At 55.9% G+C, this 17,940-nt stretch carries 19 protein-coding genes and 1 tRNA gene; 18 read left to right on the top strand and 2 right to left on the bottom strand.

The genetic code is table 11. From position 1 onward, the window contains the following. Positions 1 to 2 precede the first annotated feature (2 nt). Together H1B31_RS10345 and H1B31_RS10340 are read left to right on the top strand one after the other, a co-directional pair. Positions 3 to 548: a flagellar hook assembly protein FlgD gene (locus H1B31_RS10345; RefSeq protein ID WP_037347050.1), complete on the top strand. Its 546-nt coding sequence runs from the start codon at positions 3 to 5 to the stop codon at positions 546 to 548. Positions 549 to 687: 139 nt separating this feature from the next. Further along, positions 688 to 1,101, top strand: coding sequence for a hypothetical protein (locus H1B31_RS10340; protein WP_226372104.1), 414 nt, complete (start codon positions 688 to 690; stop codon positions 1,099 to 1,101). A gap of 62 nt (positions 1,102 to 1,163) precedes the next feature. Here H1B31_RS10340 and H1B31_RS10335 read toward each other — a convergent pair whose 3' ends face one another. Then, a complete protein-coding gene (locus H1B31_RS10335) occupies positions 1,164 to 2,066 on the bottom strand; it encodes a LysR family transcriptional regulator (RefSeq protein WP_009441761.1) in 903 nt (300 codons plus the stop codon). A gap of 220 nt (positions 2,067 to 2,286) precedes the next feature. Here H1B31_RS10335 and H1B31_RS10330 point away from each other — a divergent pair. The 14 genes from H1B31_RS10330 to H1B31_RS10265 all read left to right on the top strand — a co-directional run bounded on the left by H1B31_RS10330 (position 2,287) and on the right by H1B31_RS10265 (position 15,544). Continuing rightward, a tRNA-Ser gene (locus H1B31_RS10330) sits at positions 2,287 to 2,377 on the top strand. Positions 2,378 to 2,428: 51 nt separating this feature from the next. Next, a complete protein-coding gene (locus H1B31_RS10325) occupies positions 2,429 to 3,763 on the top strand; it encodes an NCS2 family permease (RefSeq protein WP_185980253.1) in 1,335 nt (444 codons plus the stop codon). A gap of 21 nt (positions 3,764 to 3,784) precedes the next feature. Next, positions 3,785 to 4,702 (top strand): ComEC/Rec2 family competence protein, encoded by a 918-nt coding sequence (locus H1B31_RS10320; RefSeq protein WP_185980252.1) that lies wholly within the window; start codon positions 3,785 to 3,787, stop codon positions 4,700 to 4,702. Beyond that, positions 4,699 to 4,899, top strand: a complete 201-nt coding sequence (locus H1B31_RS10315; RefSeq protein ID WP_185980251.1) for a DUF3006 domain-containing protein — start codon at positions 4,699 to 4,701, stop codon at positions 4,897 to 4,899. The genes H1B31_RS10320 and H1B31_RS10315 overlap by 4 nt, the downstream gene beginning before the upstream one ends. Before the next feature lie 13 nt (positions 4,900 to 4,912). Beyond that, positions 4,913 to 6,001: an N-acetylmuramoyl-L-alanine amidase family protein gene (locus H1B31_RS10310; RefSeq protein ID WP_185980250.1), complete on the top strand. Its 1,089-nt coding sequence runs from the start codon at positions 4,913 to 4,915 to the stop codon at positions 5,999 to 6,001. Beyond that, positions 6,001 to 6,579 (top strand): GerMN domain-containing protein, encoded by a 579-nt coding sequence (locus H1B31_RS10305; protein ID WP_009441755.1) that lies wholly within the window; start codon positions 6,001 to 6,003, stop codon positions 6,577 to 6,579. The genes H1B31_RS10310 and H1B31_RS10305 overlap by 1 nt, the downstream gene beginning before the upstream one ends. A gap of 139 nt (positions 6,580 to 6,718) precedes the next feature. Then, the gene (gene tig / locus H1B31_RS10300) at positions 6,719 to 8,008 is read left to right on the top strand and encodes a trigger factor (protein WP_185980249.1); all 1,290 of its coding nucleotides are present in this window, start codon (positions 6,719 to 6,721) and stop codon (positions 8,006 to 8,008) included. 24 nt (positions 8,009 to 8,032) lie between these two features. Then, positions 8,033 to 8,644, top strand: a complete 612-nt coding sequence (gene clpP / locus H1B31_RS10295; protein WP_037347045.1) for an ATP-dependent Clp endopeptidase proteolytic subunit ClpP — start codon at positions 8,033 to 8,035, stop codon at positions 8,642 to 8,644. Between the two features lie 14 nt (positions 8,645 to 8,658). After that, positions 8,659 to 9,924 (top strand): ATP-dependent Clp protease ATP-binding subunit ClpX, encoded by a 1,266-nt coding sequence (gene clpX, locus H1B31_RS10290; RefSeq protein WP_185980248.1) that lies wholly within the window; start codon positions 8,659 to 8,661, stop codon positions 9,922 to 9,924. A 70-nt stretch (positions 9,925 to 9,994) separates the two neighbouring features. Beyond that, positions 9,995 to 12,310, top strand: coding sequence for an endopeptidase La (gene lon, locus H1B31_RS10285; protein WP_185980247.1), 2,316 nt, complete (start codon positions 9,995 to 9,997; stop codon positions 12,308 to 12,310). A gap of 14 nt (positions 12,311 to 12,324) precedes the next feature. Next, positions 12,325 to 12,948, top strand: coding sequence for a ribosome biogenesis GTP-binding protein YihA/YsxC (yihA, locus tag H1B31_RS10280; protein WP_037347039.1), 624 nt, complete (start codon positions 12,325 to 12,327; stop codon positions 12,946 to 12,948). Between the two features lie 139 nt (positions 12,949 to 13,087). After that, the gene (gene ahbA, locus H1B31_RS10275; protein ID WP_185981286.1) at positions 13,088 to 13,546 is read left to right on the top strand and encodes a siroheme decarboxylase subunit alpha; all 459 of its coding nucleotides are present in this window, start codon (positions 13,088 to 13,090) and stop codon (positions 13,544 to 13,546) included. Positions 13,547 to 13,567: 21 nt separating this feature from the next. After that, positions 13,568 to 14,056, top strand: a complete 489-nt coding sequence (gene ahbB / locus H1B31_RS10270) for a siroheme decarboxylase subunit beta (RefSeq protein ID WP_009441747.1) — start codon at positions 13,568 to 13,570, stop codon at positions 14,054 to 14,056. Between the two features lie 85 nt (positions 14,057 to 14,141). Beyond that, positions 14,142 to 15,544 (top strand): IS3 family transposase gene (locus H1B31_RS10265; protein WP_404828661.1). Its coding sequence is split into 2 segments (ribosomal slippage): positions 14,142 to 14,613 and positions 14,613 to 15,544, totalling 1,404 coding nucleotides; the frame shifts between segments, so codons are not numbered across the junction. 90 nt (positions 15,545 to 15,634) lie between these two features. On the opposite strand, the gene H1B31_RS10260 is transcribed toward H1B31_RS10265, so the two are convergent. Beyond that, positions 15,635 to 16,795, bottom strand: coding sequence for an FprA family A-type flavoprotein (locus H1B31_RS10260; RefSeq protein ID WP_185980245.1), 1,161 nt, complete (start codon positions 16,793 to 16,795; stop codon positions 15,635 to 15,637). Between the two features lie 248 nt (positions 16,796 to 17,043). Between H1B31_RS10260 and H1B31_RS10255 the strand changes: the two genes are divergently transcribed. Further along, entirely contained in the window at positions 17,044 to 17,583 is a 540-nt protein-coding gene (locus tag H1B31_RS10255; RefSeq protein WP_185980244.1) for a 3'-5' exonuclease, read from the top strand. A gap of 30 nt (positions 17,584 to 17,613) precedes the next feature. Further along, on the top strand, positions 17,614 to 17,895 hold the full coding sequence (locus H1B31_RS10250; RefSeq protein ID WP_037347033.1) for a hypothetical protein: 282 nt from the start codon (positions 17,614 to 17,616) through the stop codon (positions 17,893 to 17,895). Positions 17,896 to 17,940: the final 45 nt, after the last annotated feature.

The following is a 17,940-nucleotide window of genomic DNA, read 5'->3' as shown; positions in this document are numbered from 1 at the left end:
TCGTGGCAAGTTCAAATCCACTGAATACAATCAACGTCGGCGGTGTTGTGCAGAAGCTGTCTGACTACGAGGCAGCGCAGAACCAGGCGAAAGCGAAGGACAAGAAGAATGACGCGCTCGGCAAGGATGCCTTTCTCCAGCTGCTCGTCACACAGATGAAATATCAGGATCCGCTTGACCCGCAGGACAACAGTGAGTATCTCTCACAGCTGGCGCAGTTCTCCGCACTCGAGCAGATGACGAATGTCTCCAAGGGGCTTGAGAATGTGTCGAAGATCGTCGACAACATCAACTCCTCCGTTCTCATCGGACAGCTCAGTTCCATGATCGGACAGCCTGTTCAGTGGAACAGCGTGGTCATGGGTGATGATAAAAAACCGCTCAAGAACAGCGATGGAACGGTGAAGACGCAGAGCTACGAGGGCAAGATCATCGGTGTCAGCATCACCGACGGTCAGCCGAGCGTCATTGCCGATGTGAACGGCAAGACACATCAGGTCCAGGTATCCGAGATTGTGCGCGTCGGTCGTCTCAAGGCAGGATCCTAAGGAAACAAATCATAATGAGATACCGCTGAAGGATTTCTTCGGCGGTATTTACACTTGCATAAAGTATTTCTATCTATTATAATGTAGGCATAACATCCCAAAGGAGAATGGGGTGGGGAATGAAATGGAGGGACCCATTATGGCAATACCGGCAATTAGAAGCGGTGGTTTTGGATCAAGCCTTTTCCAGCGGGCAAACCGTGAGGCGCAACGCATCGGCGGACAGGTGACACATGCGAAGATGCAGGAGGTCGCATCCGTTATCGGTGGCTCCAACTTCGGCTCGGGCACGAAGCTGGGCAAGGGAGAGTTCCATCAGACGCAGGATCGAGTTGTTCAGAACGGAACGCAGAGCGCATCCCGTGCCGCACAGCAGTCCATGGAGAATATGGATCCGAGGCGTCTTGGGTCGAGCAAGTTCCAGCGGACGAACCGCGAGGCACAGCAGATCGGTGGGCAGGTGACGCACGAGCTTATGCAGCAGGTCAAGCAGGCCTATGCAACCAGCCATCCGGTGCAGAATCTCGGAAAGAACGTAGACATCGCAGCGTAATGCATAAAAATAGGGCATCGAATTCTCTAACGGAGCGATTCGATGCCCTATCTTTATGTGCTTTACTCGTCCGAAATGCCCTTTGATTCGTCGTTAAACCGACGGATCAGGAATTGTTGGAAGCAGATCGCCGCAGGGGGCAGTTGTCGCTGCGTGTTCCATGCGACACCGACGGCACGCTTGCAGATCGGGAACGATACGGGGATGTAGCGCAGCTCCGGATGCTCGACACCCGCGAGTTTTGGCAGGAGGCTTACGCCAAGTCCCGCTGCGACCAGTCCTGACATCGTTGACACATCGTCCCCCTCGAACGTGATTTCGGGGTGAATGCCCGCCAGGTCAAAGAATTGGTCGACGAGGATGCGTAGGCTGTAGCTGCTCTTCATTGCGATCAGAGGCTCGTCCACCAGTTCATTCAGATTGATTTTCTTTCGCTCGGCAAACGGGTGTCCGAGCGGAACGGTGACAAAAAGCTCCTCCGACCAGAGGTAGACCCATGCGCTGTACTCTGTCGTCGGGATGGTGGAGCAGAGGCAGAGATCCGTCTCTCCGGCGGCGACCTGCTGAGCGAGCGTTGCCGAGTCCTGCTGGTTCAGCTGGATGCGGATGTCGGGATAGAGCGCGCGAAAGTCCTGCAGGATATGCGGCAGGACATAGCTGCCGAGCGAGTGGATGAACGAGAGGCGGAACTCCTTTGAGACCTCAGCATTTGCACTGCCAGCTTCCTCGCGTGCACTGTCCACCTCGCGCAGGATACGATCGACGCGGCGCAGGAGACGCTCTCCCTCTGCCGTCAGTTCGATCTCGCCCTCATTGCGCTTGAACAGGGGAACCTCGAGATCCTTTTCGAGCTTTGCCATCGATCTGCTGAGCGCGGGCTGCGTCACATCGAGCATGCGCGCGGCGCGTGTAAAGTGGCGGATGTTTGCCATCACCTGAAAATATTTTAATTGTGCTAGTTCCATTCAGTTATTCCTTTCTTGTATATCTATTATATCTTTGGAGATGCGCGTATTCAATGAAGAAAAAGGAAAAAATCATATAGATTTTTCATATTTTCTATTACTTTTATACATATCTCAAGCCAAAGGCTCTGATAGGTTTTGATATACAATTTTTATCTTGACAAGAATTATATGTTCTGTTAATATATCTCATGTCGCAGATGAAGCGAGAAGTGAATATGGAGTGGTACTCAAGAGGCTGAAGAGGACGGTTTGCTAAATCGTTAGAGTGGGTAACCGCTGCGAGAGTTCGAATCTCTCCCACTCCGCCATTTTTATTCTAAGCCTTTATCGGGCTTTTTTTGTTTTAAGGAGATGTTCAAATGGAGATGCAAGGGACGCCGCCGTGCTTTATCGAGCGGTACTTTAAGATACGTGAAAAGGGCTCGACCGTACGCACGGAGCTGCTCGCGGGCATGACGACCTTTATTGCGATGGCGTACATCCTCTTCGTCAATCCTAACATCCTTGCGGATGCGGGGATTCCAAAGGATGCGGCGATCGCTTCGACGATCTGGATTGCGGCGCTCGCCTCGATGGCGATGGGCGTATTCGCAAACTATCCCGTCGCGCTCGCCCCCGGCATGGGACTCAACGCGTTCTTTGCCTATTATGTCTGTGGCGTTCTCGGACTGCACTGGACGGTCGCGCTCGGCGCGGTCTTCTTTTCGGGCGTGCTCTTCCTCATCCTGACGGTCGGCGGTATCCGACAGGCGATCATCAACGCCGTACCGCGTGATCTGAAACTTGCAATCAGCGTGGGCATCGGACTATTTATTGCATTCATCGGACTTAAGGGCACGGGGCTCATCGTCGAGAACTCGGCGACCTACGTTTCGCTCGGTCATGTGACATCCCCGACGACCTTGCTCTCACTCTTCGGGCTGCTCTTTACGGCGGCGTTGATGGCGCGGGACGTACACGGCTCGATCCTGATCGGCATTTTCGTCACCACGATCCTCGCGATGGTGCTCGGCATGACGCCCGCGCCACAGGGGATCGGCGATATCATCAGCACCTCGCTCCCGCACATGGGGGAGACCTTCGGTCAGCTCGATCTTGCGGGCGCGTGGAACTACGGTCTTGTCTCCATTATCTTCACATTTACGGTTGTGGAACTCTTCGATAATATGGGGACACTCATCGGACTCACGACGAAGGCGAAGATGGTCAAATCTGACGGTCATATCGAGAACATCGACAAGGCGCTGACGACGGATGCGGTCGGCACGATGGTATCTGCGGTCTTTGGTACCTCGACGGTCACGTCCTACATCGAGAGTGCGGCGGGTATTGCCGCCGGCGGACGCACGGGACTCACGGCGCTCGCTGCGGGCGTGCTCTTCCTCGCGGCGCTGCTTTTCACGCCACTGATCGGACTCGTGCCCGCCTTTGCAACGGCACCCGCGCTCATCCTTGTCGGTGCGCTGCTCATGTCCGAGGTTGGCAAGATCGATTTCAGCGACTTTACGAATGCCCTGCCGGCATTCCTCACAATCATCATGATGCCACTCACCTCGAGTATTGCAAACGGCTTTGCATTCGGTTTCATCAGCTACACAATCATGAAGCTCTTCGCAGGGCAGTATAAGAAGGTCAGCTGGATCATGTATCTGGTCTCCATCGCGTTCCTCATCAATCTTGCGCTGCGCTCGTAATTTCGGGAGGAAGAAGCTGCCGTGAATATCAGACAGTGGGCGACATCCGCCCTTGCCGTACTCGTATTCTTCTGTGCGCCGCTTCTTGGCGGCTGCACGGTATCGTTCGACTCCGACACGGCTGCGCATCACGCCTCCGATGGCACGATCACGGTCAAGGTGCTGAACATCGGTCAGGGGGACTCCATCCTCATACAGACATCTGAAAAGACTGTCCTCGTGGATACGAGCGATGTGGACGAGCGCGACAAGCTGCGCGCCGAGCTGAAAAAGGCGAATGTGAAGAAGATCGACACGATCATCCTGACGCATCCGCACGCCGACCATATCGGCGGCATGGATGTCCTGCTTGATGAGTACCCAGTCGGCATGGTCTATGACAACGGTATGCCTTCGACATCGAAGCTCTTCCTCGGCTATGTCAAAAAGCTCAAGGAAAAGAATATTGAGCGCAAGGGGCTGGTCGCGGGTGACCGCATCGATCTCGGGGGCGGTGCCGTATTCGAGGTGCTAGGACCCTCAGCGGAGCTCGTGAAGGAAGGGAGTGTCAAGGGCTACAAGCACGATCCGAACAATGAGTCCGTGGTCGGACGGCTCGTCTACGCCAATTTTTCCATGATGCTGACGGGCGATGCGGAGAAGAAGGAGGAGCAGGCGATCCTTTCCGCAGGCAGCCCCGTGCAGAGCACGATCCTGAAATCGGGGCATCACGGCAGCAAGACCTCCTCCTCGGCGGACTTTCTGCGCGCCGTCAAGCCCGAGGCCGCGCTCATCTCCTGCGGCGTGAACAACGACTACGGGCATCCGCACAAGGAGACGATGAAAAAATATCACGCGCTGGACATTCCCATCTATGTGACAGCTGAGAATGGGACGATCACGGTGCGCAGCGACGGAAAGACCTATGATATTTCCGTGGAAAAGGGGGAGAAACAATGATTTCCGCCTATCTTGATCGCTTTGAGGGGAAGTACGCCGTGCTGCTGCTCGGCGATGCGATGGAAAAAGTGAATTTTCCCAAAAATTTTCTTCCTGCGGACATCTCCGAGGGAGATTATCTGACGATTGCGATGGAGCGCGATGCGGCCGCCACGGAGGCGGCTGAGGCTGAGGCGCTGGAACTGATGAAAGAGTGAATTGGAGGTGTTATTGGCATTGATACGGTGGAATGTACCTGCAAGGACGCTGCTCATAGTGGCAGCGCTTTTTGTCTGTTTTTGCAGCATTTTCACGGGGACGGGCGAGGCAAAGGGCAAGATGCACCGTCTCATGAGCATGGAGACGCAGGAGATGGAGATCGACGGGCGCGCAGCTATGCGCGTTCAGATCGGCGTGAACCGCACAGATCTCTCCTATGCACTCTCGTCGAGCCCTCATAATGATCACGAACTCGTCCTCGAGCTTGAGGATGTGAAGCTCGATAAGAAATTCCCGCAGGAATACGCGCCTACAGGCGCGATTGCGGAGCAGATTTCGGTCACGCCGGAGGGCAAGCGCCATGCCGCCCTTCGCATCAAGGCGGGCGTATCCCTCCTCCATGAGGATGCCTACCGCATCTATACCCTGCCGGGCGACGCGCACGGAAAGACGAAGGAATATCTCGTCATCGACATCTTTTCCGATGGCGGGATTGTGCAGGAGCAAATTGATCTGCACGGGCATACCCTCGTCCTCGACCCGGGACACGGAGGCAGTGACTCGGGGGCGATCGGTTACTCGGGGCTGCGTGAAAAGGATGTGACACTTGCCGTTTCACTGCGCACGGAGCAGCTTCTGCGCGGTGCAGGAGCCGAGGTCATCATGACGCGCACGGAGGATGTGGACGTTGCCCATGCAGGCAGCTCGGCATCACGGGAACTGCAGGCACGCGTAGATGTGAGTCTCGCGCATCCGTCCGCAGAACTCTTTCTCTCCGTGCATTGCAACTCGTTTACAAATCCCGATGCACACGGCATGGAGACCTACTACTATCCGAAGACGGATGCAGATGAACGTCTCGCGGGGCTGCTCAACGAGGAGCTTGCGGCGGCGGGCGGACTCTACAACCGCGGCGTTAAATACGCGAAATTCTACGTGCTGTGGCATACCGAGATTCCAGCATCTCTCGTAGAGCTCGGCTTTCTCTCCAACCCGGATGAGGAGGAACAGCTCGCGGATGGGAACTATCAGGAGAAGATGGCGCAGGCGCTCTTTCATGCCATTGCACGATATTTTAATGAGAGAGGAGAAGAAAAGTGATGTTGATGCGATGCAAAACGATGACATACACACTCGCTTCGCTTGCCTGTGCAGCCTTGATCGCCCTCGGGGCGGGATGCGCGGATGAGCAGAAGGCGCAGAACGACAGCCCTGCGCAGACGGAGCAGACGAAAGATAAGGAGACACCTGCGGCAGCGGTGCCAAAGGAAGTCAAGGTGAACGTCTACTATGCGCGCAGTGACGGGACGGGTCTGGTTGCTGTCAGCCGTACGGTGAACACGGAGAAGGATGACAAGTACACAGCGGCGCTGAAGTCACTCCTCACGGGTACAAAGGAGAAGGGGCAGACCAACGTCATCCCGAAGAAGGCAAAGCTGCGCAGCGTCACGGTGAAGGACGGCGTTGCTGCGGTGGACTTCTCCAAGGAGATGCAGGCGAACTTCAGCGGTGGCTCGACAGGAGAAGAGATGCTCATCGGCTCGATTGTGAACACGCTCACGGATTTCCCCGAGGTGCAGAAGGTTCAGATCCTCATCGACGGGGCACCCGTGGAGACGCTCTCGGGGCATATGGATCTCTCTGAGCCTCTCCCGCGCATGACGGAGCTATTGAAATAAGTTATCTTGTCATTTTGGCGTTTTTGTGATACCATACAGATAGAATCGCGGACGTTGCGCTCTTTGCGTGTCCGCATATCGGGAAGCACCGAGAAATGCGGCGTTTCCATAGGAAAAAAGCAGGAGGTTGTTTCATACAATGAAGGTTACGGCAGAGCATGGTGAGAACCGCGAGGTCACTCTGACGATTGAAGTTGAGCAGGCGAAGCTGGAGAAGGCGACGGACGGCGCGGCAAAGCGCATCTCGGGGCGCATTAACATCCCCGGATTCCGCAAGGGCAAGGCACCGCGCAAGATCGTCGAGAATTTTGTCGGCAAGGATGCAATCCTGCAGGAGGCATTCGAGGGCGTTGCACAGCAGGCGTTTGAGGATGCACTGACGGAGCAGGACATGGAGCCTGTGACGCGTCCCGAGATCGACATCGTGACCCTCGAGGAGGGCAAGGATGTCGTCTTTACGGCGAAGTTCACGCAGCGTCCCGAGGTCACGCTCGGTGACTACAAGGGGCTGACGGTGGAGAAGCCGGAAGTCACCGTGTCCGACGAGGACATCGACCGTCAGATCGAGGGCATGCGCCAGCATCAGGGCACACTCGTGGATGCACCGGCAGACGCCGAGGTCAAGAAGGATGACTTTGTGACGCTCGACTTCGAGGGCTTCGTTGACGGCGAGGCGTTCGAGGGCGGCAAGGGCGAGGATTACCCGTTGCAGATCGGCTCGGGCAGCTTCATCCCGGGCTTTGAGGATCAGCTCATCGGCGCGAAGATTGGCGAGGAGCGTGAGGTGAACGTCACATTCCCCGAGGAGTATCACGCAGAGAACCTCAAGGGCAAGCCTGCGATGTTCAAGTGCACAATCCGCAGCATCAAGTCGCGTGAGCTGCCGGAGCTGAACGATGAGTTCGCGAAGAAGGCGAGCAAGTTTGAGACGCTTGCAGAACTGCGTGAGGACATCCGCAAGAACCTCCAGGCGGGCGCAGAGCGTCAGGCAGAGACAGAGCGCCGCACAAAGGCAATCGACATGGCGACGGACAACTGCACGATGGAGATCCCACCCGTCATGGTCGAGAACCGCATCACAGCGATGATTCAGGAGATGGCGATGCGTCTCGAGCAGCAGGGAATGAGCCTCGAGCAGTATCTCCAGTACGCGGGTCTCGATATGGCGCGCATCCGCGACGAGTATCGCGAGACGGCGGAGAAGAACGTCCGCACGGACCTCATGCTGGAGGAGGTCGCAAAGGCTGAGGGGATCAAGGTCGAGGGAAGGGATCTCGATCAGGAGGTCTATGCGATGGCGCTGTCCTATGGTGCAACGCCCAAGCAGGTTCAGAAGATCATCAAGGAGCAGGGGCGTGTCAGTGACCTTGCTGCGACCGTGCTGCGCAAGAAGACGGCGCAGTTCATCGTGGACAATATCACGGCATAAGGGATCCCCCGTGGGGAGGAACGTATGAGTTATTATGTACCAATGGTGGTGGAGAACTCGAGCCGTGGGGAGCGAGCCTATGATATTTACTCCCGGCTACTCAAGGAACGCATCATCTTTCTTGGTGGACCGATTGACGACAGTGTGGCAAACGTCGTTGTGGCGCAGCTGCTCTTCCTCGAGTCCGAGGATCCCGACAAGGACATCCACCTCTACATCAACAGCCCGGGCGGCGTTGTGACGGCAGGTCTTGCCATCTACGACACGATGCAGTACATCAAGCCCGATGTCTCTACAATCTGCATTGGACAGGCGGCGAGCATGGGCTCCATCCTGCTGACGGCGGGCGCTGCGGGGAAACGCTATGCGCTGCCGCACGCGCGCATCATGATCCATCAGCCGCTCGGCGGAGCGCAGGGACAGTCGACCGATATTCAGATTCAGGCAAAGGAGATTCTGCGCCTGCGTGAGGTTGGCAACAACATCCTTGCACGGCACACGGGGCAGGATCCGGAGAAGATCAATGTCGATACGGAGCGTGACAACTTCATGTCGGCGGAGGAAGCCAAGGCATACGGCCTGATTGACGAGGTAGTTACACGTCCGAAGGCGGCACCCGCAGAGAATAAAGGCTGAGGGGGTGTGACGCGATGAAATTTGGAGAGGAAGACAAGGGGCAGCTCAAATGCTCGTTCTGTGGCAAGACGCAGGAGCAGGTGCGCAAGCTCGTAGCAGGTCCCGGTGTCTATATCTGCGATGAATGTATCGAGCTCTGCAATGAGATCATTGCGGAGGAGTTCAGCGAAGACGCTGAATTCGGACTCAAGGATGTTCCGAAACCGAAGGAAATCCGCCACATTCTCGATCAGTACGTCATCGGGCAGGACGAGGCGAAGAAGTCCCTGTCCGTTGCGGTCTACAACCACTACAAACGCATCAATGTCGGGCAGGGGAAAAGCGAGGATGTCGAACTGCGCAAGTCCAACATCCTCATGCTCGGCCCCACGGGCAGCGGCAAGACCCTGCTCGCCCAGACACTCGCGCGCATCCTGAACGTCCCGTTCGCAATTGCGGACGCAACCTCGCTCACAGAGGCGGGCTACGTCGGCGAAGATGTCGAGAACATCCTGCTGAAACTGATTCAGGCGGCAGACTACGACATCGAAAAGGCGCAGCGCGGCATCATCTACATCGACGAGATCGACAAGATTGCGCGCAAGTCGGAGAACCCCTCCATCACGCGTGATGTCTCGGGCGAAGGCGTCCAGCAGGCGCTGCTCAAGATCCTTGAGGGAACGACGGCATCCGTGCCGCCGCAGGGCGGGCGCAAGCATCCGCAGCAGGAGCTGCTGCAGATTGATACGACGAATATTCTCTTCATCTGCGGGGGCGCATTCGACGGGATCGAGGAGATCATTGAATCGCGTCTCGGCAAGAAGCAGATGGGCTTTGGCGCGGAGGTGCGCTCGAAGAAGCGCGTCTCCGTCGGCGAATCCCTCAGCAAGGTCATTCCCGAGGATCTGATGAAGAACGGTCTGATCCCCGAGTTCATTGGTCGTCTGCCCGTTGTTGTGACGCTGAACTCGCTCGACGAGGACGCGCTCGTACGCATCCTGACTGAGCCAAAGAATGCGCTCGTCAAGCAGTTCCAGAAGCTCTTGGAGCTCGACGGCGTGCGTCTCACATTCGAGGACGATGCGCTGCATCTCATTGCAAAGGAAGCGCTCACGCACAAGACGGGCGCGCGCGGGCTGCGCTCAATCATTGAGGGCATCATGCGCAATGTCATGTACGAGGTGCCTTCGATCCAGGGCGTGACGGCATGTCAGGTCACGAAGGAGGTCATTGCCAACCACAGTGATCCCATCCTGACGATCGACGGTGCCGGGACGGCGAAGATGGCAGCCGCGAATTAACACGACTTTACACGAAAGGAGCCTGCACTGCGGCGCTCCTTTTTTCATTATATAGATGGAAGGAAATACGATGTCCGAGAAAGAAACACTTCCTCTGCTCCCGCTGCGCGGTCTTGTCCTCTATCCGCATATGATGGTCAACCTCGATGTCGGGCGCGATCGCTCGGTTGCAGCGATTGAGTCGGCGATTGCAGGCGACAGCCGCATCCTTGTCGTCTCGCAGCGCGATCCGGAGTGCGATGATCCGACCGCATCTGACCTCTATGAGGTCGGGGCTGTTGCCGAGATCCGACAGTTCCTGCGCATGCCCGAGGGCGTCCTGCGCATCCTCGTCGATGGGCAGAAGCGCGCCGAGATTCTTGCCATCCGCGAGGGCGAGACCTATGCAGAGGCAGACGTGCGCGTGATCGACGAGCCGGAGGATGGGGAGCAGACGAAGGATATGGAGGCTCTTGTCCACGGTGTCACGAGCAAGTTCGAGGAGTGGGTGAAGCTCTCACACAAGATTCCGCCCGAGGCACTCGTCTCAATTTCCATCATGGAGGATATGGGGCGGCTTGCGGACATCATTGCAAGTCATCTGAGCCTGAAGCACGATGTGCGACAGGAAATCCTTGCCGCGATTGACGTACGTGCGCGCCTTGAACGCCTCTATCAGGCACTCATGCACGAGCTCGACATCATGGGTATCGAGAGCGAGATCAACCGCCGCGTGCGCAAGCAGATGGACAAGGTGCAGCGCGACTTCTACCTGCGCGAGCAGATCAAGGCGATCCGCAAGGAGCTTGGCGACGATGAGGACAAAGCGGCTGAGGTGGATCGCTATCGCGAGGCACTTGCGTCGAAGGAGTTTCCCGATGCTGTGCGTGAGGCAATCGAGCGCGAGATTCACCGCCTCGACATGAGCCCGTCGATGAGCGCCGAGGTGGGCGTTATCCGCAACTATCTGGATGTGCTTGTAGAGTTGCCGTGGTCGGAGATGACCGAGGAGCACGTCGACATGACGGAGGCTGCGGAGATCTTGGAGCACGATCACTACGGACTCGAAAAGATCAAGGAGCGCATCCTCGACTACCTCGCCGTTCGGCGGCTTGCGCCCGAGCAGAATGCACCGATCCTCTGCCTCGTCGGTGCGCCCGGCGTCGGCAAGACCTCACTTGGTGCGTCGATTGCGCGCGCGATGGGGCGTAAATTCATCCGCATCTCGCTCGGCGGCATTCGCGACGAGGCGGAGATTCGCGGACACAGGCGCACCTACGTCGGTGCAATGCCGGGGCGCATCCTTGAGGGCATTCGCCGCGCGGGTACGCGCAACCCCGTCTTTCTTCTGGATGAGGTTGACAAGATTGCGATGGACTTCCACGGTGATCCCTCGGCGGCGCTCCTCGAGGTGCTCGATCCCGCACAGAACTGTACATTTAGCGACCACTTCGTCGAGCTGCCGTTTGACCTCTCGCGCGTCTTCTGGATTGTGACGGCGAACAATCCCTCCAAGATTCCCGCGCCCCTGCGCGACCGCATGGAGATTCTGAATCTCTCGAGCTATACTGAACTCGAAAAGATCGAGATTGCGCGGCGTCACCTCCTGCCGCGTCAGCGTACACAGAACGGACTCAAGGCGAAGGATATCCGCATCAGCGCGGGTATCTGGGCGGAGATCATCCGCTCCTATACACGCGAGGCGGGTGTACGTGAGCTCGAGCGCGTCATCGGGCAGATCTGCCGCAAGGCGGCGCGCAGGATTGTCGCCGATGAGAAGCCGCCGATCGCCGTGACGAAGGCGAATCTCACGGACTTCCTCGAGCGTCCGAAGTACCATGCCGCAAAGCAGGAGAAGAAGCCGCTGGTCGGCGTTGTGACGGGACTCGCGTGGACAGAGGTTGGCGGCGATGTCCTGCGCACGGAGGTCAACATCCTGCGCGGCAAGGGCAAGCTCATCCTCACGGGACAGCTCGGCGATGTCATGCAGGAATCGGCGCAGGCAGCACTCTCCTATGTGCGCAGCCGTGCGGATGCGCTCCATCTCGCCGAGGACTTCTATGAGAAGGACGACATCCACATCCACCTGCCCGAGGGCGCGATCCCGAAGGACGGTCCGTCCGCCGGCATCACGATGGCAACGGCGATGATCTCCGCGCTCACGGGGCGCAAGGTGCGCTCTGATGTCGCCATGACGGGGGAGATCACCCTGCGCGGGAACGTCCTGCCCATCGGCGGACTGAAGGAAAAGACCCTCGCTGCGTATCGCGAGGGAGTCAAGACCATCGTCCTGCCGCAGGAGAACGAGTGCGACATCGAGGACATCCCCGATGCCGTACGCTCCTCCCTCGAGTTCGTTCCCGTGGCGCATATGGACGAGGTGCTGCGGGTCGCCCTCTATAATTAACGTGGAGGTGTGTTTTGACCGAACATGTTGTGATTACGAAGGCGACCTACCTCGCCTCCGCCGTGCGGTGCGATCAGTACCCTGAGGAGCGCCGTCCCGCCGTTGCTTTTATTGGACGCTCTAACGTCGGGAAATCCTCCCTCATCAACTCGCTGACACGCATCCGTCAGCTCGCGCGCGTTTCCTCGAAACCGGGTAAGACGCAGACCATCAACTTCTATGAGCTGCTTTTGCGGATCGATGGGGGAGAGGAGCGGCACCCCGTTCACCTCGTCGATCTACCGGGCTATGGCTATGCAAAGGTTGGGCGCGAGAGCCGCAAGACATGGGCGAAGTTCATCGAGGAGTATTTCCTTCATGCCGAGGAGCTGCGCTTTGTCTGCCTCCTGCTCGACATCCGGCACACACCGATGGAGTCCGACTGCCGTATGTTTTCGTGGCTTGTGGAACATGACATCCCCGTGCTCGTCATTGCAACAAAGGCGGACAAGATTGGGAAGAATGCACGCAATGCACAGATTGCAGCGATTCAAAAAAAACTCGGCGTGCCCGAGCTGACCATTCTCCCCTATGCCTCGCCAAAAAATGAAGGGCGTTCAGATTTACTTGACGTGATGGCTGAATATCTGGTAGAATAGGCACAGAAAGAAATGAATTCGGTTCATATTTTGTGCCCCAAGCACGGACGCTTGCTGCGTGCGTGCCAAGCCCCTGAGCAAGGCGGAAATCTGCGGGTGCAGAAGTGTTCCGCGCTGTGTATTATGGGGGTTGTTTGTGATGACTGCGCTTACGGATTTTGACAAACGGCTGCTGAACCTCGTGCAGGGAAACCTGCCCGTGTGTTCGCGGCCGTTTGCGCGTTTGGGTGAAATGCTTGAGACGACGGAGGAGCATGTGCTCAGCCGTCTGGATGATCTGAAACGCGAGGGGTATCTGCGCCGCATTGGCACGTTTTTCAACTCCGAGCAGCTTGGCTATCACGGCACGCTGATTGCCCTGCGCGTTGCGGAGGAGCACATCGCCGATGTCGCGGCAGCGATCAATCGCTATGCGGGGGCGACGCACAACTATGAGCGTGAGGGGAAATACAACCTCTGGTTTACCCTCCTGACGCCGTCGCGTCATGCGGAGGAGAAGATACTCGCCGATGTCACCGCCCTGCCGGGTGTGGAGCGTCTGATGAGTCTCAAGTCGAATAAACGCTATAAGATCAACGTACAGTTCAAGCTGAACTGAGCGGATAGGGAAGGTCAATCTATGATAGAAGAAATAGAGCTCAGCGAACTCGATCGCAAGATCGTCCGTCTCCTGCAAGGGGAGTTCCCGCTTGTTGCAGAGCCGTACAAGGTGCTCGCTGCAGAGATCGGCATTACCGAGGAACAGCTTCTTGCCCGCATTGCCGCCATGCGCGAGGAGAAGAAGATCCGCAAGATAGGGGCTGTCCTGCGCCATCGCGAGGTGGGCTTTACCGCGAACTGCCTCTGCGTCTGGAATGTGCCCGATGAACGCGTGGATGAGGTTGCGCGGCGCATGGCGGAGCATCCGCGTGTCTCGCATTGCTATGACCGCAACCGCGAAGCAGACTGGCAGTATAACCTCTACACGATGATCCACGGCTACAGCCGTGAGGAATGTGAGGCGATCGCCGCAGAGCTTGCCGACGCCACGGGCATCGACGACCGCCGTATGCTCTACACCAAGAAAGAGTGGAAGAAAACATCGATGAAGTACTTTATAGAGGAATAAGAGCTTTTTACATGAAAAACCCGCAGCGCTCTGACCTGACCCCCAAAAGTTAGACTTAGAGAATCTAACTTTTGGGGGTATTGTAATGGCAAAATACAGTACAGAGTGTAAGCTGAAGGTTGTGCAGGAATATCTTGCAGGACACGGAGGCTATGAAACACTATCGAAGCTCTATCATGTTTCGCGCAAATCCATTGAGGAATGGGTAAAGGCTTATCAGGCATTCGGTGACGATGGACTCCGACGCTCCCGTGCACAGCAAACATACACTTTCGAATTTAAGTGTTCTGCGGTAGAATGTTATCTGTCAACAGAGGCATCCTATCAAGAGGTAGCTATCGCGTTTGGTCTGAACAATCCGTCCCTCCTTGCGCGTTGGACAAAGGAATATCGCAACGGCGGCGTAGATGCCCTAAGACCAAAACCGAAAGGAAGAGCCCCCGCTATGCCAAGAAAGAAAAAAGAGCAAACAAAAGACCTCCCACAAGACGAGACCGCGCAGCAACTCAAAGCCCTGCAGGATGAGAATCTGAAACTGCGCATCGAGGTCGCCTATTTAAAAGAACTCAGGAGGCTGCGTCTGCAGGAAAAGATGCAGAGCAAAAGGCAAGGATCGTCCGCAGCCTCCGAGGAGAGTTTCAGTTGAAAGACATCCTTGCCGTCACAGGTTTTCCGAAAGCGACCTATATGTACTGGCAGAAGAAATTTACGCAACCGGAAGTGCCGGACGAGCGGGAGCAGATCATCCTTGCCATTCGTGAGGAGCACAAAGATTATGGCTATCGCCGCCTATGGGCACAGATGCGCAATCTTGGGCACAAGATCAATCGTAAGGCAGTGCAGCGGATTGTACAAAAGCTCAGACTTCAAGTGCATTCCTTTACGCACAGAACACGCAAGTACAGCTCCTACAGGGGGTCTGTCGGAACGGTAGCAGACAATCTCCTGAACCGCAGATTCAAAACTTCCATACCGCATCACAAGATTACAACGGACACGAGTGAGTTCAAGTACTGGCTGCAGGGCGAGGATGGAAAGTCCGTCGTACCTATGCTGTATTTTGATCCGTATATGGATCTGTTTAACAACGAAATTGTCAGCTTCCACATTGGAAAGACACCGTCTGCGATGGGGATTCAGTCCGCACTTGAGGAAGCAATTCGTGTGACAGCAGATTGTCCTTATCGGCGCACCTTCCACTCCGATCAGGGGTGGGCATATCAGATGAAGTCGTACACGAAGCGGCTCAAGGAGGAGAGAATCTTTCAGAGCATGTCACGCAAGGGGAACTGTCTGGACAACAGTGTGATGGAGAACTTCTTTGGACTCTTAAAGCAAGAGATTTACTATGGGCGCGTCTACCATAGCTACGAGGAACTCAAGACGGCGATCGAAGAGTATATCATCTACTACAATGAGTGTCGCATCAAGGAGTCTCTCGGCTGGCTCAGTCCTGTTCAGTTCCGTCGCAAACATCTCGCCGCATAGAAAAAAGCGCAGGAAATCGCTTTCCCACGCTTTCAGGTCTAACTTTTCGGGGTCACTACACTTTTGAATCCTTCGGGTTTTCTATGCTGTTTAGAGTGCCAAAATCTGGTCGCGCAGTCCTGCCAGCTGTTCGGCAGAGGGAACGTAGAGCATACGCACCTTGTCCATGACGATCTCGCAGCCGCCTGCCTTGAGCTCGTCCTCGATCTGCTGGATGCTCTGCCCGCCCCAGCCGTATGAGCCAAATGCAAACGCTTTGCGTCCCTTTGGAGCAAGACCTTTCATGTAGCAGAGGAAGCCCGCGATGGTGGGGAGCATCTCGTTGTTGAGCGTCGGCGAGCCGACGGCGAGATACTTGCTCGTGAGCACATCCGTCATGATGTCGGCATGTGTGTTCTTTTGGATGTCGTAGTAGCCGACAGAGAAGCCCTTGTCAATGAATGCCTCAGCAATGGTATGCGCCATCATTTCGGTGGAGTGCCACATCGTGTCATAGACGATGACGGCGCGATCCTCGGTCTCGCCAAGCGACCACTTGTTATAGAGGTCGATGATCTCGGGGATGTGGGAACGCCATATGACGCCGTGACCCGTCGCAATCATCTCGATGTCGAGACCGTGAACCGCCTTGAGCGCTGTCTGTGCCTGCTTCGCATACAGGAAGAGAATGTTTGCGTAGTACTTCTTTGCCTCTTCGATGACAATCGAGAGATCGTTGTCATCGTCATAGCGTTTGCCGGAGGCGAGATGCTGACCGAACGCATCATTCGAGAAGAGGATCTTCTCCTCGGGGCAGTACGTCACCATGCTGTCCGGCCAGTGGAGCATCGGTGTCGGGACGAATGCGAGTGTACGCTTGCCGATCGAGAGCGTGTCGCCCGCCTTCACGGTCTCATAGGGCATCTCCCCGTAGTAGGCGCGCAGCCCCTTCAGTCCGTTCGGTGCACTCGTGACGACCTTTGCATTCGGTGCGAGGCGTGAGACGAGCGGCACGCCGTACGAGTGATCCGGCTCGACGTGGTTCGAGATGATGTAGTCGATCTGCGAGGGATCGATGACGGAGGAAATGCGTGAGAGCATCTCTTCCTCGAAGCCATGCTTGACGGTGTCGATCAGCGTGATCTTATCGTCAATGATGAGATAGGCGTTGTAGGTCGAGCCGCGCTGCGTGTCGTAGCCGTGAAAGCTGCGCATCGACCAGTCGATCGCTCCGACCCAGTAGATGTCATCCCGGATTTTGATGGCGTTCATGAATGGCTCCTTTCGGTGATAAATCATTTATACAACTTATAGTTTCTTCTTATAAATAAGAATTATATTTATAGAAGTATTCTAGCCTAATTCCAAATCTTTTGCAACAGGAATTTCAGCGTATTTTTCCGCGCAAAGCGGGCGGAATATGGGGGCTTTCTTGACAGATGATTTTGCATACGGTATAATATTTATGACGAAAGCCGCACAAAAACTGGGAGAAAACGACTAGAAAAGGAAGGACCTTCATGCTAGAAAAAATTCTGGTCTTTGACACCGAGACGACAGGTTTTCGCAGTGACGATGAAGTATTGACGCTTGCTGTGGTAAACGGCAATGGGATGACTGTGGTGGACGGGATGTATGCACCCGCACGCAAGAGTGCATGGCCGGACGCAGAGAAGATCAATCGGATCTCACCCGCAATGGTGGCGGACTGCCCGCCAATCCTTTCGCAGCAGGCAGTGCTTGAGCAGATGTTCAACGATCCTGAGACGCTGCTTGTCGGATACAACATCGAGTTCGACATCCGACTTTTGGCGCAGTCAGGGATTCGCATTATAAATCCGAACAGACACGATGTCATGCTTGCGTTTTCGGAGTTTCGCAATGTGCCGGATGCACGGCGCGGCGGTTACCGCTGGTGGAAGCTGACGGAGTGTGCGGACTACTACCGCTATGACTGGGGGACAACAGAGGCGCATGGTGCGCTTGCCGATACGCTTGCGACACTCTATTGCTACCGGAAGATGAAAGAGCCGGTATATGAGGAACAGAGTTTGTTTTAACACAGAACAAGGAGAGGAGGAGACGCTATTATGCCAAAGAGTTCCTATGGAAATACGAACCCGAGTCCGGCAGAATCGATACGGGAACGTAAAAAAAGGGAGATGGAACGGGGGCTTGAACGCGTGCGGAAAAAGCGCGCCTCCTATCAGCGTAAGATCATCGGGACAGCGCTTGTTTTCTTCATCATTCTCATCATTCTGTGTGCGCTTATGCCCAGTGATGATGCGGCAAACTATGACGGTAAGTGGAACAAGGATGTGAACTCGCGCCAGTTGCGCATTATGCAGAGTTTGCAGGATAATTTTAAGTAGGTGCTTGCTATTTTCTAAAAACCGCGTATTCTATAGTAGGAACGC

This window comes from Selenomonas timonae (assembly GCF_014250475.1).
Classification (GTDB): domain Bacteria; phylum Bacillota; class Negativicutes; order Selenomonadales; family Selenomonadaceae; genus Centipeda; species Centipeda timonae.
Note: the sequence above shows the minus strand (reverse complement) of the source record. Positions and strands in the feature narration are given on the sequence as shown.